Origin of the sequence: Psychrobacter sp. DM4 (assembly GCF_051307035.1) — a bacterium.
In the GTDB taxonomy this organism is placed as follows: Bacteria; Pseudomonadota; Gammaproteobacteria; order Pseudomonadales; family Moraxellaceae; genus Psychrobacter.
The window spans coordinates 2,603,449-2,621,324 of the sequence record NZ_CP195536.1 but is presented as its reverse complement, the minus strand read 5'-3'; the positions used below and the strand labels follow the sequence as shown (position 1 = coordinate 2,621,324).

General features: G+C 42.8%; 21 protein-coding genes. 11 read left to right on the top strand and 10 right to left on the bottom strand.

Going from position 1 to position 17,876, the window contains the following annotated elements; genetic code table 11:
• Positions 1 to 5: 5 nt before the first annotated feature.
• Complete coding sequence (locus ACR64G_RS11205) at positions 6 to 527, bottom strand: RNA pyrophosphohydrolase (RefSeq protein WP_435979365.1); 522 nt, start codon at positions 525 to 527, stop codon at positions 6 to 8.
• Between the two features lie 443 nt (positions 528 to 970).
• On the opposite strand from ACR64G_RS11205, the gene ACR64G_RS11200 reads away from it, so the two are divergent.
• Both ACR64G_RS11200 and ACR64G_RS11195 read left to right on the top strand, forming a co-directional pair.
• Positions 971 to 1,384: an OsmC family protein gene (locus ACR64G_RS11200; protein ID WP_435979364.1), complete on the top strand. Its 414-nt coding sequence runs from the start codon at positions 971 to 973 to the stop codon at positions 1,382 to 1,384.
• A gap of 10 nt (positions 1,385 to 1,394) precedes the next feature.
• The gene (locus ACR64G_RS11195; RefSeq protein WP_435979363.1) at positions 1,395 to 1,820 is read left to right on the top strand and encodes an MAPEG family protein; all 426 of its coding nucleotides are present in this window, start codon (positions 1,395 to 1,397) and stop codon (positions 1,818 to 1,820) included.
• Between the two features lie 76 nt (positions 1,821 to 1,896).
• On the opposite strand, the gene ACR64G_RS11190 is transcribed toward ACR64G_RS11195, so the two are convergent.
• The 7 genes from ACR64G_RS11190 to ACR64G_RS11160 all read right to left on the bottom strand — a co-directional run bounded on the left by ACR64G_RS11190 (position 1,897) and on the right by ACR64G_RS11160 (position 8,287).
• Entirely contained in the window at positions 1,897 to 2,925 is a 1,029-nt protein-coding gene (locus tag ACR64G_RS11190; RefSeq protein ID WP_435979362.1) for a tRNA dihydrouridine synthase, read from the bottom strand.
• A gap of 104 nt (positions 2,926 to 3,029) precedes the next feature.
• Positions 3,030 to 4,526, bottom strand: a complete 1,497-nt coding sequence (locus ACR64G_RS11185; protein WP_435979361.1) for a UvrD-helicase domain-containing protein — start codon at positions 4,524 to 4,526, stop codon at positions 3,030 to 3,032.
• A gap of 257 nt (positions 4,527 to 4,783) precedes the next feature.
• A complete protein-coding gene (tatC, locus tag ACR64G_RS11180; RefSeq protein WP_435979360.1) occupies positions 4,784 to 5,635 on the bottom strand; it encodes a twin-arginine translocase subunit TatC in 852 nt (283 codons plus the stop codon).
• Entirely contained in the window at positions 5,635 to 6,288 is a 654-nt protein-coding gene (gene tatB / locus ACR64G_RS11175; RefSeq protein ID WP_435979359.1) for a Sec-independent protein translocase protein TatB, read from the bottom strand. The genes tatC and tatB overlap by 1 nt, the downstream gene beginning before the upstream one ends.
• A 67-nt stretch (positions 6,289 to 6,355) precedes the next feature.
• The gene (gene tatA, locus ACR64G_RS11170) at positions 6,356 to 6,631 is read right to left on the bottom strand and encodes a Sec-independent protein translocase subunit TatA (protein WP_435979358.1); all 276 of its coding nucleotides are present in this window, start codon (positions 6,629 to 6,631) and stop codon (positions 6,356 to 6,358) included.
• Between the two features lie 93 nt (positions 6,632 to 6,724).
• Positions 6,725 to 7,573 carry a bifunctional phosphoribosyl-AMP cyclohydrolase/phosphoribosyl-ATP diphosphatase HisIE gene (gene hisIE, locus ACR64G_RS11165; protein ID WP_435979357.1) on the bottom strand — a complete coding sequence of 283 codons (849 nt, stop codon included), beginning with the start codon at positions 7,571 to 7,573 and terminating at the stop codon, positions 6,725 to 6,727.
• A 270-nt stretch (positions 7,574 to 7,843) separates the two neighbouring features.
• A complete protein-coding gene (locus ACR64G_RS11160; RefSeq protein WP_435979356.1) occupies positions 7,844 to 8,287 on the bottom strand; it encodes a thioesterase in 444 nt (147 codons plus the stop codon).
• Between the two features lie 422 nt (positions 8,288 to 8,709).
• Between ACR64G_RS11160 and rpmI the strand changes: the two genes are divergently transcribed.
• From rpmI to ACR64G_RS11120, 8 genes are all read left to right on the top strand, one after another.
• Positions 8,710 to 8,907 carry a 50S ribosomal protein L35 gene (rpmI, locus tag ACR64G_RS11155; RefSeq protein ID WP_011281253.1) on the top strand — a complete coding sequence of 66 codons (198 nt, stop codon included), beginning with the start codon at positions 8,710 to 8,712 and terminating at the stop codon, positions 8,905 to 8,907.
• Between the two features lie 55 nt (positions 8,908 to 8,962).
• Positions 8,963 to 9,319, top strand: coding sequence for a 50S ribosomal protein L20 (gene rplT / locus ACR64G_RS11150; RefSeq protein WP_435979355.1), 357 nt, complete (start codon positions 8,963 to 8,965; stop codon positions 9,317 to 9,319).
• A gap of 261 nt (positions 9,320 to 9,580) precedes the next feature.
• Positions 9,581 to 10,636: a phenylalanine--tRNA ligase subunit alpha gene (gene pheS / locus ACR64G_RS11145; RefSeq protein ID WP_435979354.1), complete on the top strand. Its 1,056-nt coding sequence runs from the start codon at positions 9,581 to 9,583 to the stop codon at positions 10,634 to 10,636.
• 67 nt (positions 10,637 to 10,703) lie between these two features.
• A complete protein-coding gene (gene pheT / locus ACR64G_RS11140; RefSeq protein WP_435979353.1) occupies positions 10,704 to 13,118 on the top strand; it encodes a phenylalanine--tRNA ligase subunit beta in 2,415 nt (804 codons plus the stop codon).
• A gap of 148 nt (positions 13,119 to 13,266) precedes the next feature.
• On the top strand, positions 13,267 to 13,566 hold the full coding sequence (locus ACR64G_RS11135; protein ID WP_435979352.1) for an integration host factor subunit alpha: 300 nt from the start codon (positions 13,267 to 13,269) through the stop codon (positions 13,564 to 13,566).
• A gap of 478 nt (positions 13,567 to 14,044) precedes the next feature.
• The gene (locus ACR64G_RS11130; RefSeq protein ID WP_435979351.1) at positions 14,045 to 14,647 is read left to right on the top strand and encodes a hypothetical protein; all 603 of its coding nucleotides are present in this window, start codon (positions 14,045 to 14,047) and stop codon (positions 14,645 to 14,647) included.
• An 87-nt stretch (positions 14,648 to 14,734) separates the two neighbouring features.
• Complete coding sequence (locus ACR64G_RS11125) at positions 14,735 to 15,259, top strand: BLUF domain-containing protein (RefSeq protein WP_435979350.1); 525 nt, start codon at positions 14,735 to 14,737, stop codon at positions 15,257 to 15,259.
• Between the two features lie 31 nt (positions 15,260 to 15,290).
• Entirely contained in the window at positions 15,291 to 15,728 is a 438-nt protein-coding gene (locus ACR64G_RS11120) for a BLUF domain-containing protein (RefSeq protein WP_435979349.1), read from the top strand.
• 88 nt (positions 15,729 to 15,816) lie between these two features.
• Here ACR64G_RS11120 and ACR64G_RS11115 read toward each other — a convergent pair whose 3' ends face one another.
• Complete coding sequence (locus tag ACR64G_RS11115) at positions 15,817 to 16,170, bottom strand: hypothetical protein (RefSeq protein ID WP_435979348.1); 354 nt, start codon at positions 16,168 to 16,170, stop codon at positions 15,817 to 15,819.
• 460 nt (positions 16,171 to 16,630) lie between these two features.
• Here ACR64G_RS11115 and ypfJ point away from each other — a divergent pair, with 460 nt between their 5' ends.
• Complete coding sequence (ypfJ, locus tag ACR64G_RS11110; protein ID WP_435979347.1) at positions 16,631 to 17,518, top strand: KPN_02809 family neutral zinc metallopeptidase; 888 nt, start codon at positions 16,631 to 16,633, stop codon at positions 17,516 to 17,518.
• 89 nt (positions 17,519 to 17,607) lie between these two features.
• On the opposite strand, the gene ACR64G_RS11105 is transcribed toward ypfJ, so the two are convergent.
• A complete protein-coding gene (locus ACR64G_RS11105; RefSeq protein WP_435979346.1) occupies positions 17,608 to 17,841 on the bottom strand; it encodes a hypothetical protein in 234 nt (77 codons plus the stop codon).
• Between the last annotated feature and the right edge of the window lie 35 nt (positions 17,842 to 17,876).

The window sequence follows — 17,876 nt, the reverse complement described above, 5'->3', positions numbered from 1 at the left end:
AGTGATTAGTCTATCAACAAGTGGTTATCTTGTTCGGGAATAATCAGCTCTTGTCTGAGCGGTAACTCGCGCGCCAGCTCTTGAAGCGCGCGACGATAGACCCCGCGTTTAAAGTGAATCACTTGACCAAGAGGATACCAGTAGCTGACCCATTGCCAATGGTCAAATTCAGGTTTCCCTTCATCAAAGCGGATGTGTTGTGTGTTTGGTTCATCTAAGCGCAGCAAAAACCATTTTTGTTTTTGCCCAATACATAAAGGATGTTGCCCGTGGCGTACATAGCGCTTGGGTAGACGATAGCGTAACCAGTCTTGCGTTACTGCCAGTAAGTCCACGTGCCGCGGATGCAAGCCGACCTCTTCCCACAGTTCGCGATACATAGCATCCATCGGTGTCTCGCCGCGATCGATACCGCCCTGCGGAAACTGCCAAGCGTTGTGACCAATTCGTTTTGCCCACAGAACCTGCCCTTGTGTATTTGCCAAGATGATACCGACATTGGCGCGAAAGCCGTCTGCATCTATCATGACTCAACCTTTTAAATTGTCTAAAAATAGCTCCTTTGAACGAAGTATAATGATAGTAATCATAATTATTATAGGGTGAAAACTTTCCATACTTCATTAAAATGAGATTCATTACCACCATTAAACCAAGAAAGCAGCAAAATGTGTAACGCTATTTTGCTATAAAATGTTTCACGAATTTAATCATTTAATATCAATAACTTAAAGCTACAAAAAAAATTGGATGGGAATCACCGTTTTTATTGAATTTCATTTTCTAAAACGAGAGTGGCGTCTCTAGAGACAGCCGCTACTTCAAAAAATATAAGAGTTTATTCATAGGCCGTTCATTTGTTTAACGTCATGTGACAATCACATTATAAAATCTCGTTTTGGCTTGTGCTACACTAGCCGAAGCGTAAGCTAGGGCTAGCACAAATAAAACTAAAAAAGGACGAGTAACAATGTCAGAATCAAAAGCAAGCGTCACGTGGCAAGAGAAAAAAGCTTTTGTGGGTGTATCACCGTCAGGGCACAATGTAAAGATTGACGCGGACAAAGAAAAAGGCGCTAGCCCCATGGAGCTCATATTGCTCGGGCTTGGTGGCTGTGCCAGTTACGATGTGGTGTCAATTTTACAAAAATCACGACAGGAAGTAACCGATGTACGCTGTGAGTTGACGGCGCAACGAGCAGAAACGGTACCTGCGGTTTATACGGCTATCCATATGCATTTTGTGATCACGGGCAACGACGTCTCTGATAAACAGATCGAGCGCGCCATCAAACTATCGGCTGAGAAATATTGTTCAGCGAGTCGGATGCTCATGCAGGGCGGGGTAGATATTACTCACGATTTTGAAAATATCGCAGGGTAGGACTTACTGTATGAATATAATTTTTGGATTAATCTCTGATAGCGCCGCCTCTGCAATATGGGCAATGGTGGTAGCTAGCCTGCTGCCATTATTGATGGCAATGACTGCCAAAGCCTTTGGTGGTTTTAGACTTGCTGACAATGCCCATCCGCGCAGCTTTTTGCAAGACACGACTGGCACTGCGGCTCGAGCTAATGCTGCGCAGCAAAACAGCTATGAGACGTTGCCCATATTTTTAGCCGCAGTTATTGTCGGCATGCTGTTCTTTGTACCGCAATCTATTGTTAATGTACTGGCGTGGCTTTATGTACTGATTCGGGTGGGTTACTGCGCGGCTTATATCACTAATTTAGCGACGTTTCGCTCAGTACTTTGGGTGTTATCGATGGTTTGCTCGCTGATGCTATTTTATTTAGCGATTAGAATCAGCACTTAAGGCATAGTAGTTACTGTTATAACTGACTAATAATTACTTTTTTACTCCTAAAACAACTATTCGTTAACGCGTATGTTTATACACAACTACTTTGCTTTATTGCCTCGATAATAGCGTTTTTATCCTTTTCGCGTTTGACGCTATTCCACAGTGGCTGAGCCTCGTTATAGCCCTTGGTCAGCATTCCAAGCCACTGCTTATAGCGACCGACAAGTACAATATCGTTTTTGGCTTGCCCCTGCAAAAACGCAATTTGATGTGTCGTTAAATCATGCCATGCTAGTTTATTTCTGTCTGGATTATCTTCTTTGGCATCAACTTGAGCAATTAAATCTGGACGCGTCACCGCGCCGCGACCGAGCATCAAATGCTGAGTTCCTGACTGCGTCATACAGTTTTGCGCCTGCGCGCTTGTCCATATTTCACCATTGGCAATCACGGGTATATCTAAGCGATTAAAGCTCTGAATTTTTTCCCAGTAAGCGGGCGGCTTATAGCCTTGGGTTTTGGTGCGGGCATGAATGGTTAGCCAATTTGCGCCACTAGCGTCAATCGCTCCGCGTATATCATCGATGCGACTGGTATCGGTATAACCCAAACGTATCTTTGCTGATACTGGAATATGAGCGGGCACAGCTTTTCTTACCGTGCTAATAATGTCATATAAGACTTCAGGTTCATCAAGTAATACTGAACCGCCCCGATGACTATTGACAGTTTTGGCGGGACAACCAAAATTAATATCGATAGCGGGTGCGCCAAGCTCGCAAGCATAAGCAGCATTTTCTGCCATGAGCTGCGCTTCACTACCAAGCAGTTGAATATGAATAGGCGTACCACAGGAAGTCTTTGCATTATGATGTAGCTCTGGCACATAGCGATAAAAAACATGCGCGGGCAAGAGGTGCTGTGTGACCCGAATGAATTCACTCACTGACCAATCATAAGGGCGACCTAAATCAGTCGCAATTTGCGTCAAGATTTGCCGCATCAAGGGGTCGGTCAAGCCTTCCATTGGCGCAAGAAGGCGGACGGGGCTATTGAATAAATTTTGTAGGTGGTCTGGTTGCCCTGGTAAGAAAGTCTGCTGGTCGTCTCTATTCATCGGTATATATTCATGGTTATATGTAAATACGTAGTGATGTATTAATAATATTAGTAGGATTCAAGGGAAGCCTTTTTCATCGCTTTTAATATTATTAAAGCTGTTTATTTGCTTAAAATTACCTTCTTCCCCGACTGCAATCCTAATATCAAATCTTTAATGTGATGAATATCTAAATTGGCTTGAGCGCGAGTGCAGGCAACATACAATAATCGTAATTCTTCAGGGCTAATCTTAATACCGTTGGTCGTCACATCGTAATAGAAGTCATCATCCAATTGCACTTTGCCCCATTCTAGACCTTTGGCTTTGTGCGCAGTAGAGATAACATAATCAGCATTTTCAATACGCGTCAAACTGTTGACCGCTTGCGTCAAGACATTAGTGCCATGATCATCGACCAGTTTCACTAGAGTTTTGAGATCGCTCCCTTCGTTGGTTTCTGAGTACTCTTGTACATCAGACCAGTTATAGAAGTAGGCCAGCTCTGGCACACCATAGGCGGACTTGCCATTTTTTAGATTCTCAGCCGCCTGACAGAATTTGAGCATGCGATCGGTATCGGCTTGTAAGGCGACGCGGTGCCCAAGTTTCAACCCTGTCAGGAGCTGCGCCATGGCAGCCGCATTGGTGCGGCAGAGAATGGCGTCCTTTTTGCTATGTACCATGCCTTTTTCAGTGGAGGACTGCCTAGCAGGATTGCCCTTTAGAGGCACGTCTTCTTGCAAGGCTTTGAGCAAAGTATTGGCCACCTCAGCGATAGGTTCACCAAAGCGAAACGACTGTGTCAATAGAGTCTGCGGCAATGGCAGCTTTTTCATCGCATTGACCGCGCCGCGCCACTCATATATCTGCTGATGAGCGTCCCCGACATAGATGACCTGCCGTGGCTGCTGAGTCAAGATACCCATCATTAGGGGATCTGCATCTTGTGCTTCATCAAATAAGATAAAGTCAGCAGGGATGCTCGGCTTTGAGAGCGCCCAAAGTTTAAGGTAAATGTCATGACCGATACCCGCAGGATGGCGGGCATCAATCGACTGTAGCCAACGCTGCTCGACAGCAGGGTAGAGCATCTCACGCAGTTGTTCGGCGTCTGAATCATCAAGCCAACTGGGGAACAGGATATGCCTTGGCGCAGGATAGCTGGCGTGCGTGCTACAAAAATTACTCACCGCATCACTGACAAAACGTGCAAGGCGCGCTGGGGTCAAAGTAATGTATTTATTGACGCCATCCATTTGCCGACGTACTTGTACCGGCTGCAAGCCCAAATCATCGCCTAAGCGTTTAGGTGAAAATCTAGGTAGCGATAACTTTGCCGTAATATCACGCGGTACATGCCGATAAGCCAAGGAATGAAAGGTACGGCAGTCTACATGTGAGGGGAATTTGGCGCGCGCATCATTGGCAATCGCTTTGTTAAAAGCTAAATATAAGCCACGCCCGCGCAAACGCTCCCCGATGAGCTTGAGCGTCGTAGTCTTACCTGCACCCGCATAAGCCACCACTTTGAATGACTTTTGATCCATCGCCATATTGAGCGCGTTTAATTGCTCTTCGGTAGGGTCGCTCATATAAGCGGGCATAGATGCGGACATAGAAGTTACCTAGGGTATTGAAGCTGAATCTTTAAAGCTTAAGTATTGAAGCTTGAGTATCAGGGCTTAAGTATTAAAGCTAGAGTATTGCAAAATGAGCAAAATAGCAGGGGCAAAAAAAGCCACTGTATCGGCAATGGCTAAGGTGCAATTCATAGTATAAATGACTAAAGTAGTGGAAAGTAAAAGGATAAAGAGTCTAAGCTATAGTAGCAGATTGCCTGAGGGACTTTAAGTCAAAAGATGATCAAGCTCATTTACTTATCTAATTTGACCGCTGCTGTCGAATCAGCGCTAATCTCTTTTTTGGATTCATCTTTTATCAGTATTTTTGCCAAAAATAATCCCAGCTCAAACAATAACCACATCGGAAAAGCGAGCATTAGCATAGAGACGCCATCGGGCGGCGTCACCACCGCAGCAACCGCAAAACAGCCGACGATAATATAACGGCGCTTATCTTCTAGGCTGTCAATGGAGACAATACCGGCCAATATCAACAGCAAAGTGACCACTGGAATCTCAAAGGTCACGCCAAACACCATAAATAGCTTTAAGGCAAAGCTCAAATAGCTATCGATATCTGTCATCGGTAACACGTTTTGCGGCGCAAACACAATAAAGAATTTGAGCACACCTTTGAGTACAACAAAATAGGCAAAAGCCACGCCTGCATAAAACAAAAAGATAGAAGAGAAGAGAACAGGGATAGCGACCTTCTTTTCTTTTTTGTACAGTCCTGGCGCGACAAAAGACCATATCTGATACAAAATATAGGGCATAGCGAAAAACGCGGCGACAAATATAGTTAAGCGTATCGGCGCCATAAAGTTTGAAGTGATATCGGTGGCGATCATCGTTGAGTTAGCAGGTAATTGCGCCACTAGCGGATCTGACAAAAAATCATACAGCTCGCGTGAGAACCCAACTAGCACCAAAAATATGATTAGGACAGCTGCGCAAATCTTAATTAAATGTGCTCGCAACTCAATCAAGTGCTCGGTGATAGGCATATCAGCAAGCGAGCCTGATAAGTCACCTGTTGACGTAATATCCTCATCAGTCGCTATTTTTTCTTGGCGACTTTTTTGCCGTTTGAACAGTTTCATCAATCAGCCTCCGAGGTGGTTATAGAGGCAGGAGCATGCGTCTTGTGAGTAGAGGTCTTGCTTGAGTCAATATGCAATAAGACGTCAGCTTGATAATTGGGTAGATAGGGCGGGGCAGGCAGACGCCGAGCTTTATCGTAAGCGCCAAGACGAAACCACATATTCTCCCAAGGGCGCGTGATAATGGGCTGCGCATTTTGTGTCGTTTTTTCAGTCTTTGAATTTGTTTTAGATGAAAGGGCAGAGCGTGGTGTTTGAGAGGCTTCTGCGTGATAGCTGTAATCAGGCTCGACAGACAAATCTTGCTCGGTGCTACCTTCTTCAGTATTTTCCTTTATATCACCGTCTTTTGTGCGAATACTTTGGTTTTGTGACGATTCAAACTCTTTCATACTACCGCGCATCTCTGTTATCTCGCGGCGCATTTCAGCTTCTGTTTCACGTATTTTGGCAAGCTCTTTTTGCATCAGTTGCCGTGTTTCAGCCAAATCAAGTTCAGCCTCAATCTCTGACTGCAGCGTTGATATCGTACGGCGTAGTTTGCTATACCATTGACCTGCCGTACGAGCCGCTTGAGGCAGCTTTTCTGGCCCCAAAACGATCAAGGCAATAACGCCGAATAGGAGTAGCTCAGAGAATCCAATATCAAACATAGTAGTCAAGCATCTAGTAGTCAGGCATCACTGGTTAAAGGCAAACGTCAGAATAAATGGATGCGCTTTATACTCTAGGGTTTTCGTTATCAGTACTGATAGGGGTTGCGACTTCATCCACTCTAGTACCCGCATTCACGCCATCAGCCTTTTGTGAGCTAATATCATGATTGAGCACACGGTGTTTTTTTTGATGTTCTAAATCTTCGTCTTTAACCGCTTCTTTGAAGCCTTTGACCGCGCCGCCTAGATCTTTGCCTGCATTTCTGAGTTTGGAGGTACCGAACACAATCACCACCACCACCAACAAAATCAGCCAATGCGTAATAGAAAAACTGCCCATAGTCGTATCCTTATGTCTGATATCTAAATGAAACTTGCCTGTATTATAGCATCCAAAGTATTTGCTTATTCTTACCCTTTAGCGTCAATTCGGTTAGCGTGCTGCTTTTTCATCGATACCAGATAAGCCAAAGCGCCGACCGAGCTCAGATAGTACCGCTTCAGATTCAATATCGAACCAAGATAGCCCAATTAAAGTATGGAACCAGACGTCAGCTACCTCATACACCAGTTCTTTCTGAGCCTTGTCGTACGATGATAAGTCAATATTTTTATCACAATGTGCCAAATCTTTGGCGGCGATGATCGCTTCGATCGCTTCTTCACCAACTTTTTCTAAGATTTTATTTAAACCCTTAGCATGCAAACTGGCGACGTATGACTGATCCGAGCTCGCATTTTTGCGTTCTGTGAGAACTTGATCTAACTGCGTCAAAATAGAGCTATCAGAAGGCTTGTTTTGCGGACTACTCTTATCTTTATCATTAGAGCTCGTAGTTTTAGAGCTTGTAGTTTTAGAGTCAGCAGAATGATCAGACATTGCGCTATAGATATCAGCAGGATCTTTTAGTACTTTGTCCACGCTTTCCCATTGAGGCTCTGAGCCTGACAAGTCTAAACGCTGATAAAAGCACGACTCGCGTCCCGTATGACAGGCAATACCGCCTATCTGCGTGACACTAAGGACAATGACGTCAGCATCACAATCTAAGCGGATATCGTGTACGAGCTGCGTATGACCTGAGGTTTCCCCCTTGTGCCACAACTTGGCGCGCGAGCGCGAATAGTAAACGGCTGTTTGTGTTTGTGCCGTCAGTTGTAACGCATCGCTGTTCATCCACGCCATCATCAAAATACGTCCTGACGTTTGATCTTGGGCGATAGCAGGAATTAAGCCATCGGCATTAAAAGTTATAGCGTTAAGCCAAGCAGGTAAGGTCATAGTTCGCGGTCTTATAATCAATAAGTAAAAAAGAGGGTGGTTCAAGATATAAATGTAATAATCAATCAAGTATTTTGATAATCAATAGGTTCAATTATCGATACCTTTAATCTAAATACTCTTGATCTAAATACTCTTAATCTAAATGCACACAATATATCCTGGAGAGCTTTTAATAAAGTGCAAATACAATAAAGTGCAAATGTACTAAAGCTCAAATACCAAAACCTTAAAACATCTTGTAGTGAAAAATAGATAAATAGGAGAGAGTTAAGGGAGAAAAGGTTTTGGGGTTAGCAACTGTTTCAATGTCTCATCGATAGTGGTGATTTTTTGCAAACGATAATCATAATTGACAAAGTGTTGCCGAGATTTTGCGATCAGAGAGTTATCAGACATGCGAACCACTCTAATCGCTATGCTGCCACCATTATCCTCTACCTGTTCGATACCGACCTCAAATAGCAGCGCTTCTCGTACACGTGCTCGACTAATAATATGCACTTGCAATTTGTCAACGACCAGACCTTGGTGAGCGCCGCTAATGTCTTTAACGCCCTTAAAGTGCAAAAACTGCTCTCTGGCCTCCACTAGTAATGCGCTCAAAGACTCAAGGGTCAAATATTGGTTAATATTGACCTCAATTGCCCGAACGTGTAACAGCGTCTCGAACACAAACACTCTGTCATCTAACACCAACGATTGGCTTGACAACGTTTTCTCCCAATAGTTTTAGGTATGTGCGCTTTTAAATAATACAAAAACCGACTTTTTGTGGCCTCCCTATACTAAGCTATGACAGATTGACTCAGCAAACTAAATTTATAAAATCAGTAGAGGTAGAAATCCTACTGAATATAGATCGTGTTTTATAGTGTGTGAAAAATATAAGTATACCTGATGCCCTATTTATATAATGATTAAATGCATAATAACAGCCCAAAATGACATTATAAATTCAATCTATTATTCATAATAATGACTTATAAACTTTCCTTGGCAAAACAGCGTACCATCTGCTAAAATAGCGCCTCCCACCTCGAGGCAAATAGAGATTAGGGGCTATTGATGTAGCAACTATTCGTTATTGACTATTTGACGACCAGGTTCTATCAAAGACAAAGAGGCAACTCATCATGAAAGTTAAGATGAAAACCAGAAGCGGTGCAGCTAAACGCTTCAAAAAAACAGCAAATGGCTTTAAGCGTAAGCAAGCCTTTAAAAGCCATATCTTGACCAAGAAATCAGCTAAGCGTATTCGCCAGTTGCGTGGTCTTAAGATGGTGGACAAATCTGACGAAGCAGCTGTTCGTCGCATGTGCCCATACATCTAATCGATCTTTGCAGCTTGATATTGCTGACCTTACATTAAAATTCTTGGAGTAATTTATGGCCCGTGTAAAACGTGGTGTACAGGCGAATCGCCGTCACAAAAAAATCTTAAAACGTGCAAAAGGCTACTACGGTGCCCGTTCACGTGTTTATCGCGTAGCGGTACAGGCAGTGACCAAAGCTGGTCAATATGCTTATCGTGACCGTCGCAACAAAAAACGTTCGTTCCGTCGTCTTTGGATTGCACGTATCAATGCTGGCGCACGCTTAAACGGTTTAAGTTATAGCCGCTTTATCAATGGTATGAAAAAAGCCAACATCGATATCGATCGTCGCGTTTTAGCTGACATCGCTATGCATGATGCGGCTACTTTTACAGCCTTAGTCGAAAAAGCAAAAGCGGAATTAGCATAAGTATTGGTCTGTCTTTAGATTTTTGAATTCTAAGCGTCTAACAGATAAGAGTGATATGCATTAATAGGTTAATATTAATAAAAGCTACCGCTGGTCGGTGGCTTTTTTTATATCAAATCATTTAAAGGGTTTGAGCCGTTTTTGATGACTCGCTTTTATTTCTATAATACGAAAAGAGATAGTCTATCAAGTAGATAGTTTGCAAATTTTACTTAAACCCCTACCATCAATAATTTGTTTAAATCAGGAATAATGCGTCTTATGACTACCCCTGCTGCCATCATCGATTTGTCGGCGCTACCGACTCTGTCCCCAGAGCTAAGCGAGCTCAATGAGTCTCAGCTAAATGACTTTGCTAGTGCTGCTGAAGCGCTACTCTTACAAGTCAATGATGTGCGAGCATTGCAAGACTTGCGCGTACAGCTGACGGGTAAAAAGAGCTCACTCACGGGCTGGTCAAAGCAGATGGGTAAGCTCAGTAGTGGTGACAAAAAAACCTACGGCGGCTGGTTACATGGTGTGCGTAGTCGTATTCAAGACGCATTGACCGAGCAGCAACAGCAACTAGAGGTTGCGGTGTTAAATGCAAAGCTTGCAAGCGAGAGTATTGATATTACATTGCCTGCTCGCGGTGGTCAAAAAGGCCATTTGCACCCAGTGACAATGATCACCCAGCGTATGCAGCAGTATTTTGTACAAGCAGGCTTTAATGTGGCTACGGGTCCTGAAGTTGAGAGTGATTACTATAACTTTGAGGCGCTCAATATCCCGTCGCATCATCCAGCACGCGCGATGCACGATACCTTCTATTTTGATGCGCACTATTTGCTACGTACGCATACCAGTCCGGTACAGATCCGTACCATGGAGAAGAGCGCGCCGCCGATTCGTATTATTTGTCCGGGTCGTGTTTACCGTAACGACTCAGACCAAACCCACTCGCCGATGTTTCATCAGCTAGAAGGGCTTATGGTTACTGAGTCGAGTACCTTTGCAGAATTAAAAGGCTTAATTAGTGAATTCTTAGAAGCCTTTTTTGCCAAAGACCTGACTGTACGTTTTCGACCTTCTTTCTTTCCATTCACTGAGCCTTCTGCTGAAGTTGATATCTTAGATGATAACGGTAAATGGCTTGAGGTCATGGGCTGCGGTATGGTACATCCGCAAGTGCTAACCAACTGCGGTATTGATAGCGATAAATACACAGGCTTTGCCTTTGGTATGGGTATTGAGCGCTTTGCGATGCTCTATTACGGTATCGATGATCTACGCCTATTTTTTCAAAACGACGTACGCTTCTTAAAACAGTTTGGCTAGATTTTACTACTTATACGCCAACCTTTAATCCAAAATCTTTATTATAAAATTCTGATCCGAGATATTTATGAAAATTAGCGAACAGTGGTTACGTCAATGGGTAAACCCAAACAATACTAGTGAGCAATTAGCAGAACAGCTGACCATGGCAGGGCTTGAGATTGATGATCGCTTTGCAGTCGCTCGCAGCTTTAGTGGTGTCGTCGTCGGTGAAGTCGTCAGTATGGAGCCACACCCTGATGCCGATAAACTACGCGTCACTCAGGTCAATATTGGTACAGCTGAGCTGCTACAAATTGTTTGCGGTGCGCCTAATGTCTATGTGGGTATGAAAGCACCCGTTGCTACCGTTGGTGCGGTCCTACCTTCTGATGATGGTACTGGCTTTAAAATCAAAAACGGCAACCTACGCGGCGTTGACTCTAACGGTATGCTTTGCGGTGCATCAGAGATTGATTTGACTGATAATATTGATGGTCTGCTTGAGCTGCCGGCTGATGCACCAGTCGGCATAGATATTCGTGAGTATTTGGGTTTAGACAATCAAATATTGGATATCTCAATTACCCCAAATCGCGGTGATTGCTTTAGTGTTCGTGGTATCGCGCGCGAAATATCAGTCATTAACGATTTGCCCCTACAGCCGCCGCAGATCGCTCACAACGTGATAACGACCAACAATGCTACTAACGCTACGATGCCAGCCGTAGCGGTAGAAGCTGTTGAAGCTTGTCCCCGCTATTTACTACAATCAATTAGCACTTTTGATCGTAGTATTGCTACGCCAAAATGGATGCAAGATGCCTTAGTCCAATCAGGATTACGTTCACACAACTTTTTAGTTGATCTGACGAATTATATATTGATGGAATTGGGTCAGCCGCTACATGCGTTTGACGCCGATACCCTTGTAGGTGATATCGTGGTACGTTTGGCAAATCCTGCCGAGACCATTACTTTACTCAATGACCAAACCATTACCTTAACGGGCGATGAGTTGGTCATCGCTGATGATAAAGGCGTACTTGCTCTAGCAGGTATTATGGGGGGCAAGCGGAGTTGCGTGACCGATAGCACAACCAATATTGTATTAGAGAGTGCGTTTTTTAGCCCGTTAGCTATTGCGGCGCGTGCACGCCGTTTTGGCTTACATACTGATGCCTCACAGCGTTTTGAGCGCGGCGTGGACTTTGAATTACCTGAGCTGGCATTAGCACGCGCTTGTGATTTGATAGTCAAGGTCACAGGCGCTCAAATAGGTCAAACCGTAAAAGTGGAGAGTACCAAGCATCTACCAGCACGTGCGCCCATTACTCTGCCCATTGCTAAAGTACGTGATGTCATCGGCATTGAGATTGAACCTGCCATCATGGTACGTATTTTGACTCAATTAGGGTTTGAGGTAGAGCTACAAACAGATAGCTTGATTTGTACGCCGCCATCGTATCGCTTCGATATGAGTATCCGCGAGGATCTAATAGAAGAGATTGCGCGTATCTATGGCTATGAGAATATCCCAAGCGTACTACCGCATTTGCAAGTTAGTATGAACTACGATGACACAGCGGATTTGACGCATGAGATGAAGCTATCGCTGGTCGATAACGGTTATATGGAGGCGATTAGCTTTAGTTTTAGTAATGCAAAGCTAGAAGCATTATTAGATGATGCTGCGTTAGGAGAGGTACTCGCACTAGCCAATCCGATCTCTAGTGATTTAGCTGTGATGCGCCGTACCTTGCTATCCAGCTTATTGCCTTGTGTGCAATATAATCTTAATCGTCAGCAGCCACGCGTGCGTTTCTTTGAGACAGGTCTTAGCTTTGTCGGCCAAAGCATTAGTGATTTGGTACAAACGCCAAGTATTGCTTTGGTTGCAGTCGGTGATATCTGGGATGAGCAAGCTTACCAAAACCGCGCGTTAGACTTTTATGATCTCAAGCATGATATTGAGCAATTACTACCTGCGCAGATCGATAGAGCTCGCATTCGTTATGAGCGTAGTCAGCTCGCATTTTTGCATCCAGGACAAAGCGCCAAGCTATATATCGACGATGAATATGTCGGTTGGCTGGGTCAGTTACATCCTAATACCGCCAAACAGTTGGACATGCCAACGACTTGGGTCGCTCAGTTATCGTTGTCGCCTATGCTAACCCTTGCTCGCGAGCCGCGTATCATCACGACTCCAAGTAAGTTTCCACAAGTACGCCGTGACATCGCTATACTAGTAAATAGTGATATTAGTTTGCAGACACTAGAGTCTTCAATACATGTTGCCGCAGGCGAGCTACTTACTGATCTTTGGTTGTTTGATGTTTATCAAGGCGATAAAGTCCCAGATAACCAGCGCTCTCTTGCCTTTGCTTTGATATGGCAAGATAGTACGCAGACCTTATCAGATGAGGTAATCAAGACTGCGACTGACAAAGTGGTACAAGTGCTTATGGATCAGTATTCAGTACAACTTCGTGACAGTTAGAGAAAATCTATACGTTTTTGAACCATGGAAATAGCTAACTATTTATTAATAAACGATTTTATTAAAAAGGTAACAAAAATCCTATATAATAGTAGGCGATAGCATAAAATTCTGACAACCCATTTAGAGCTAATGTAGGAGCCGTATTGTGAGTACCCTGACAAAATCTGACATGATTGAGCATTTAATGAGTCATTTGGACCTAACGCGTCAAGAAGGTCGCTGCTTAGTAGAGAATTTCTTTGATGAACTCGCTGATAACTTGATTGAGGGACGAGAAGTCAAGCTCTCAGGCTTTGGCAATTTTGAGCTAAAAGACAAAAATAGTCGCCCAGGTCGTAATCCTAAGACAGGGGAGCCGGTCGCTGTCTCAGCACGCCGAGTAGTCACTTTTAAAACGGGTCAAAAATTTCGCCAAAAAGTAGATGAGCATTTAATTGAAGCGTAATTGTTTTTTGTACTCAATAGTACAAGTACCAAATAATGTTTGCATAATATAAAAATAAATATATTTATTACTGGTAATATGCCAATCCTATAATAATTTTATGTCTTTATATTAGGATATTTGCTATTTCGGGTTACCAACTAGCCCTCTAATAGTACCGTCTGTTCTCTTAAAACTAGCCTACACTGAATTTCTGGTGTAGGTTTTTTGTTTTTTAAATCAGCTTCTTTAAATAATGAAAGGTATTAAAAAATAATAGATTATATTCTATAAAACTAAGGTTTAGTTTTATGGCTGTCCTTCATTCATAAATATTGATATTATACAAAAAATAGTAAGTATCATTACTGACCAATCAAAAAAACAAGTACTACTACAGTAGCAGTTGGCATGTTTTATGCTTATTACCCTGTATCTTGGTTCAAACAGCATCCTAATGTGATGACTGTAATCTTTATAATAGTATTGGAAATAAAAAATGAAATATGGTGATGTTTTTCAAAAAAGCGAAATAGGTCGCGATGAGATCAAAAATCATAGCATAGGAGTTTTGCCGCGAGAGGCAAGAACATTGCTCATTATGATTGATGGTAAAAGGACCTATCAAAACTATTTAGATACTTTGAACCAAAGCAAAATGTTTGCAAGTTTTGGCGGCGTCACGCCATTGTTTGAGCTATTGTTAGAGTTCGATTGTATTGAAGTTATTGGTTCTTCAAAAAGTCCATCTTCTTCTACGCCAAGGGTATCTAGACCATCGTCAATAACAAAACCGACTATACAAAATAGTGAAGCTGAATTTGAGCGAACTTTTAACAGTCAAAAGCTAGATGAAGTAGCCTCTATCGGAAATCCACCAAAGTCTAAGCTGCCAGATGCCAATTACGAGATATTGAAGTCAGAACTTGCCACTTACATCGAAAAAAACGCACCGCCGCAAGAGGCTTGGGGCTATCTTTTAAACTTAGAGCAATGTGACAACACCGCACAATTATTGGCGTTGGCGCAAAGTATCCAAGAGTCGAGTAGTGATAAGTTATCTGGCGGCATGGATAGCTTTATCAAAAAGATGAGACAGTAGTTCTGGCATCTTAATTGCACTTTTATAGCACAGCATCATCTAGCTATAACCAACAATCACGTATTATCGAATGAACTGGAGTACTTAATGGAATTAGCTGAGCTCTCACAAGCACAAAACTCACAAAGGCTACATGGCGAACATATTATCTTACGCCTCACTTATATTAGTCGTTATAACAACCATAACGAAAACGGTGAGGTCACTCGTATTCTAGCGCAAGCGCAGCAGAACAACGAGCGTAATGGCATTACTGGCGCTTTAGTATTCAATCATAACTATTTTTTGCAAAGTATAGAAGGGTCTAGACCTGTCATTAATGAGCTATTGCGAAAACTGGTCAAAGATGATCGTCATTTCTCATTGCAAATTATTGAATGCGCTGAAGTTGAACAAAGACGCTGGAATAAGTGGTCGATGAAATACTTGATTCCAAGCGACGATAATAAAAGCTTGGCGCTCAAATATTCAACAGGAATACAGTTTAATCCTTACCTTATGAGCACCAACCAAATCATGTTATTGATTGATACATTATCGATGTTAGATGAGCAAGAGCAACAAGCACTTGCTGCGCCTAAAAAGAAAAAATCTTGGTTCTCAATTAGCTAATTAGACTTTATAACATATAAAAGGACAACTCATGGTTCAATCAACTTCAGATGCCCACATTCTAGTGAGTATGACTTATGCTAGTCGCGCAAACCCTGACGTGTCAGCAAAAGATTTTAATGAAATACTTCAGCAGGCTCAAGAGAACAATGCAGCTAATGGCATAACAGGTATGCTTATTTTTAACAAAAACTACTTTTTACAGACTATCGAAGGGCCAAGAGCACAAATCAATCGCTTGCTCTACAGTTTGATGGCAGATCAACGTCATCATGACTTACAAGTTATCGAGACTCATGAGCTCAAGCATAGAGAATGGGCAAAATGGTCGATGAATTACGCATCACCTACCCAAGATAATGCAGCCATCTATCTTAAGTATTCTACGACTATAGATTTTAACCCGTATTTGCTAAGTGCTGAGGCAGCAAGTGATTTGATGCGCGATCTCAATGCACAAAAAGAATAAAAAATTTAGACGCAAAAAAAGAGAGCTTACGCTCTCTTTTTTGTATCGTAGTCATTATTGCAATAATTAGCAATAAAGATGACGACTATTATTCGGCAACAATAACAACTTCGTCAGAAGCGGCAACAGCTGGATCAGTTTCGCTAGCGATGTCCATGCTAGTAGTAGTGCCGTCCATAGGTACTTCGGCATCCATCTCATCAGTAGCAGTAGCAGCTTGCGCTTCAGCAATGTCAGCTTCAGCAGCAACAACAGCAGCAGTAGCATCAGCAGGTATAACTTCACCGTCAGCCATGCCTTCAGCTAGCTCTTCTTGAGCGTCTTGTACTTCTTCTTGTGCGTCAGATAAATCTTCAGCAGCGTTTTCAGTATTGCTATCACAAGCAGTTAAGCCCATAGCAGCAGTCATAACACCAGCAAGTGCAAGTAATTTAAGGTTCATAGTGTATTCTCCAAAAAAATGAAATGTTTAATAGCAACAATAAAAAGTTGAATACCCGTAATGTCGAATATCAACCACTCTTAGTTGCAGCTACTCAGCTTTCACGCATTCTATATCTTTTCTATATAAATAGAAATAGTATTTACAATTAAATAACAATATAGTTTTGCGTAATTATTTCATGAGATACAGTAGATCAAAGATCATTTATTAAGTTAAAAAGATACGATTCATAAATAAGGGTTTACTCACAAGAAGACAGCTTATTAATTAGCTTTTATTGTAATTGTAGACAGCTCTACCTACCAAATTTAATCTTTCAACCTATAAAGTGTGATTAAATAACACACAAGTCTGAAAGACACTAAAAATAATGTGGGCTATCCTATCAGATATAGTGGTTTATCTGTACTAGATAGTTTCTCCTATTATTGACAACTTGTTTTTAGGGAATAATATTATGAAATGGCAGAACAGGCGTGGCAGCTCAAATGTTCGTACTAGTCGCAGCGGCGGTAAGATGATAGGGGGCGGTATAGGAGGTATCATTATCGCTGGTATATTATGGCTTGTATTTGGTGTGAATCCTATGACCGCGTTACAGACAGGTCAGGTAGTTACAGGTGGCGGTTCTCAAGGTTCTACGCAACCTGCTACTGAAGATGATCGTGATACACGGTTTGTCAAAGTTGTGCTAGCAGACACTGAAGAGGTATGGCATCAAATATTTGAGGAGGCAGGCAGTACGTATAAAGAGCCGTCGTTGACTTTATTCGATGGTCAAGTTAGCTCTGCTTGCGGCAGTGCAACCTCAGCTACAGGCCCTTTTTATTGCCCAGGAGATCAAACCATTTATTTAGATACCTCATTTTTTGTTGAGATGCGTCGCAATCTAGGTATTAGTGGCGACCAGCAAGGCTCAGGGGATACAGAGAACCAAGGCAAAGCAGGCGACTTTGCGCAGGCTTATGTCATCTCACATGAGGTCGGTCATCATGTTCAAACTTTACTCGGTATCTCACAACAAGTGAATGAGGCTCGCCGGCAAGTTACGGCGACTCAAGGCAATCAGCTATCTGTATTGCAAGAGTTACAAGCTGACTGCTTTGCGGGTGTTTGGGCCAATCGTAATCAGCAACGCGTACAGTTCTTGGAGGCTGGAGATATCGATGAGGCGATGAATGCCGCCAGTCAAATCGGGGATGATCGTCTAGCACAAGCGAGTGGCGGGGCGGTGGTTCCTGATAACTTCACTCACGGTAGCAGTCAACAGCGTGTTAACTGGTTCACCCGTGGACTTGAGTCTGGCAACCTACAATCCTGCGATACTTTTAGCGGTGGCTTATAACATTAGTTGCTCTCAATAGAAGAGGGTAATAACTGGCACAAAAAAGCCTGCAATATATTTGCAGGCTTTTTGGTATAAATAACTAAATTTTAGTTATTGTCAAGAATATAACCACCAGCACCGCCAATAGCTGCGCCAGCTAGTGCGCCGCGAGCAATGTCTTTGCTATCGCCTTTACTTCTAATCAAAGCACCAGCCGCTGCGCCAGCAGTAGCACCTTTTGCGGTATTACTAGCGTTGCCGTATAGACCTGAGTTACAACCAGTCATAACTAAAGCCGAGCTTACTACTGCGGTCATTGCCATAGATTTTGCGAATTTCATAGTGTTACCTCTCAAAGTGTCAAAATTAGAATACA

Coding starts and splice junctions, on each gene's coding strand:
- ACR64G_RS11195 (WP_435979363.1), top strand. CDS start 1,395: ATGAATATAATTTTTGGATTAATCTCTGATAGCGCCGCCTCTGCAATA.
- ACR64G_RS11130 (WP_435979351.1), top strand. CDS start 14,045: ATGAAATATGGTGATGTTTTTCAAAAAAGCGAAATAGGTCGCGATGAG.
- hisIE (WP_435979357.1), bottom strand. CDS start 7,573: ATGACCTTACCTGCTTGGCTTAACGCTATAACTTTTAATGCCGATGGC.
- ACR64G_RS11185 (WP_435979361.1), bottom strand. CDS start 4,526: ATGTCCGCATCTATGCCCGCTTATATGAGCGACCCTACCGAAGAGCAA.
- rplT (WP_435979355.1), top strand. CDS start 8,963: ATGGCCCGTGTAAAACGTGGTGTACAGGCGAATCGCCGTCACAAAAAA.
- rpmI (WP_011281253.1), top strand. CDS start 8,710: ATGAAAGTTAAGATGAAAACCAGAAGCGGTGCAGCTAAACGCTTCAAA.
- ACR64G_RS11125 (WP_435979350.1), top strand. CDS start 14,735: ATGGAATTAGCTGAGCTCTCACAAGCACAAAACTCACAAAGGCTACAT.
- tatB (WP_435979359.1), bottom strand. CDS start 6,288: ATGTTTGATATTGGATTCTCTGAGCTACTCCTATTCGGCGTTATTGCC.
- ACR64G_RS11205 (WP_435979365.1), bottom strand. CDS start 527: ATGATAGATGCAGACGGCTTTCGCGCCAATGTCGGTATCATCTTGGCA.
- ACR64G_RS11105 (WP_435979346.1), bottom strand. CDS start 17,841: ATGAAATTCGCAAAATCTATGGCAATGACCGCAGTAGTAAGCTCGGCT.
- tatA (WP_435979358.1), bottom strand. CDS start 6,631: ATGGGCAGTTTTTCTATTACGCATTGGCTGATTTTGTTGGTGGTGGTG.
- ACR64G_RS11115 (WP_435979348.1), bottom strand. CDS start 16,170: ATGAACCTTAAATTACTTGCACTTGCTGGTGTTATGACTGCTGCTATG.
- tatC (WP_435979360.1), bottom strand. CDS start 5,635: ATGAAACTGTTCAAACGGCAAAAAAGTCGCCAAGAAAAAATAGCGACT.
- pheS (WP_435979354.1), top strand. CDS start 9,581: ATGACTACCCCTGCTGCCATCATCGATTTGTCGGCGCTACCGACTCTG.
- pheT (WP_435979353.1), top strand. CDS start 10,704: ATGAAAATTAGCGAACAGTGGTTACGTCAATGGGTAAACCCAAACAAT.
- ypfJ (WP_435979347.1), top strand. CDS start 16,631: ATGAAATGGCAGAACAGGCGTGGCAGCTCAAATGTTCGTACTAGTCGC.
- ACR64G_RS11200 (WP_435979364.1), top strand. CDS start 971: ATGTCAGAATCAAAAGCAAGCGTCACGTGGCAAGAGAAAAAAGCTTTT.
- ACR64G_RS11190 (WP_435979362.1), bottom strand. CDS start 2,925: ATGAATAGAGACGACCAGCAGACTTTCTTACCAGGGCAACCAGACCAC.
- ACR64G_RS11120 (WP_435979349.1), top strand. CDS start 15,291: ATGGTTCAATCAACTTCAGATGCCCACATTCTAGTGAGTATGACTTAT.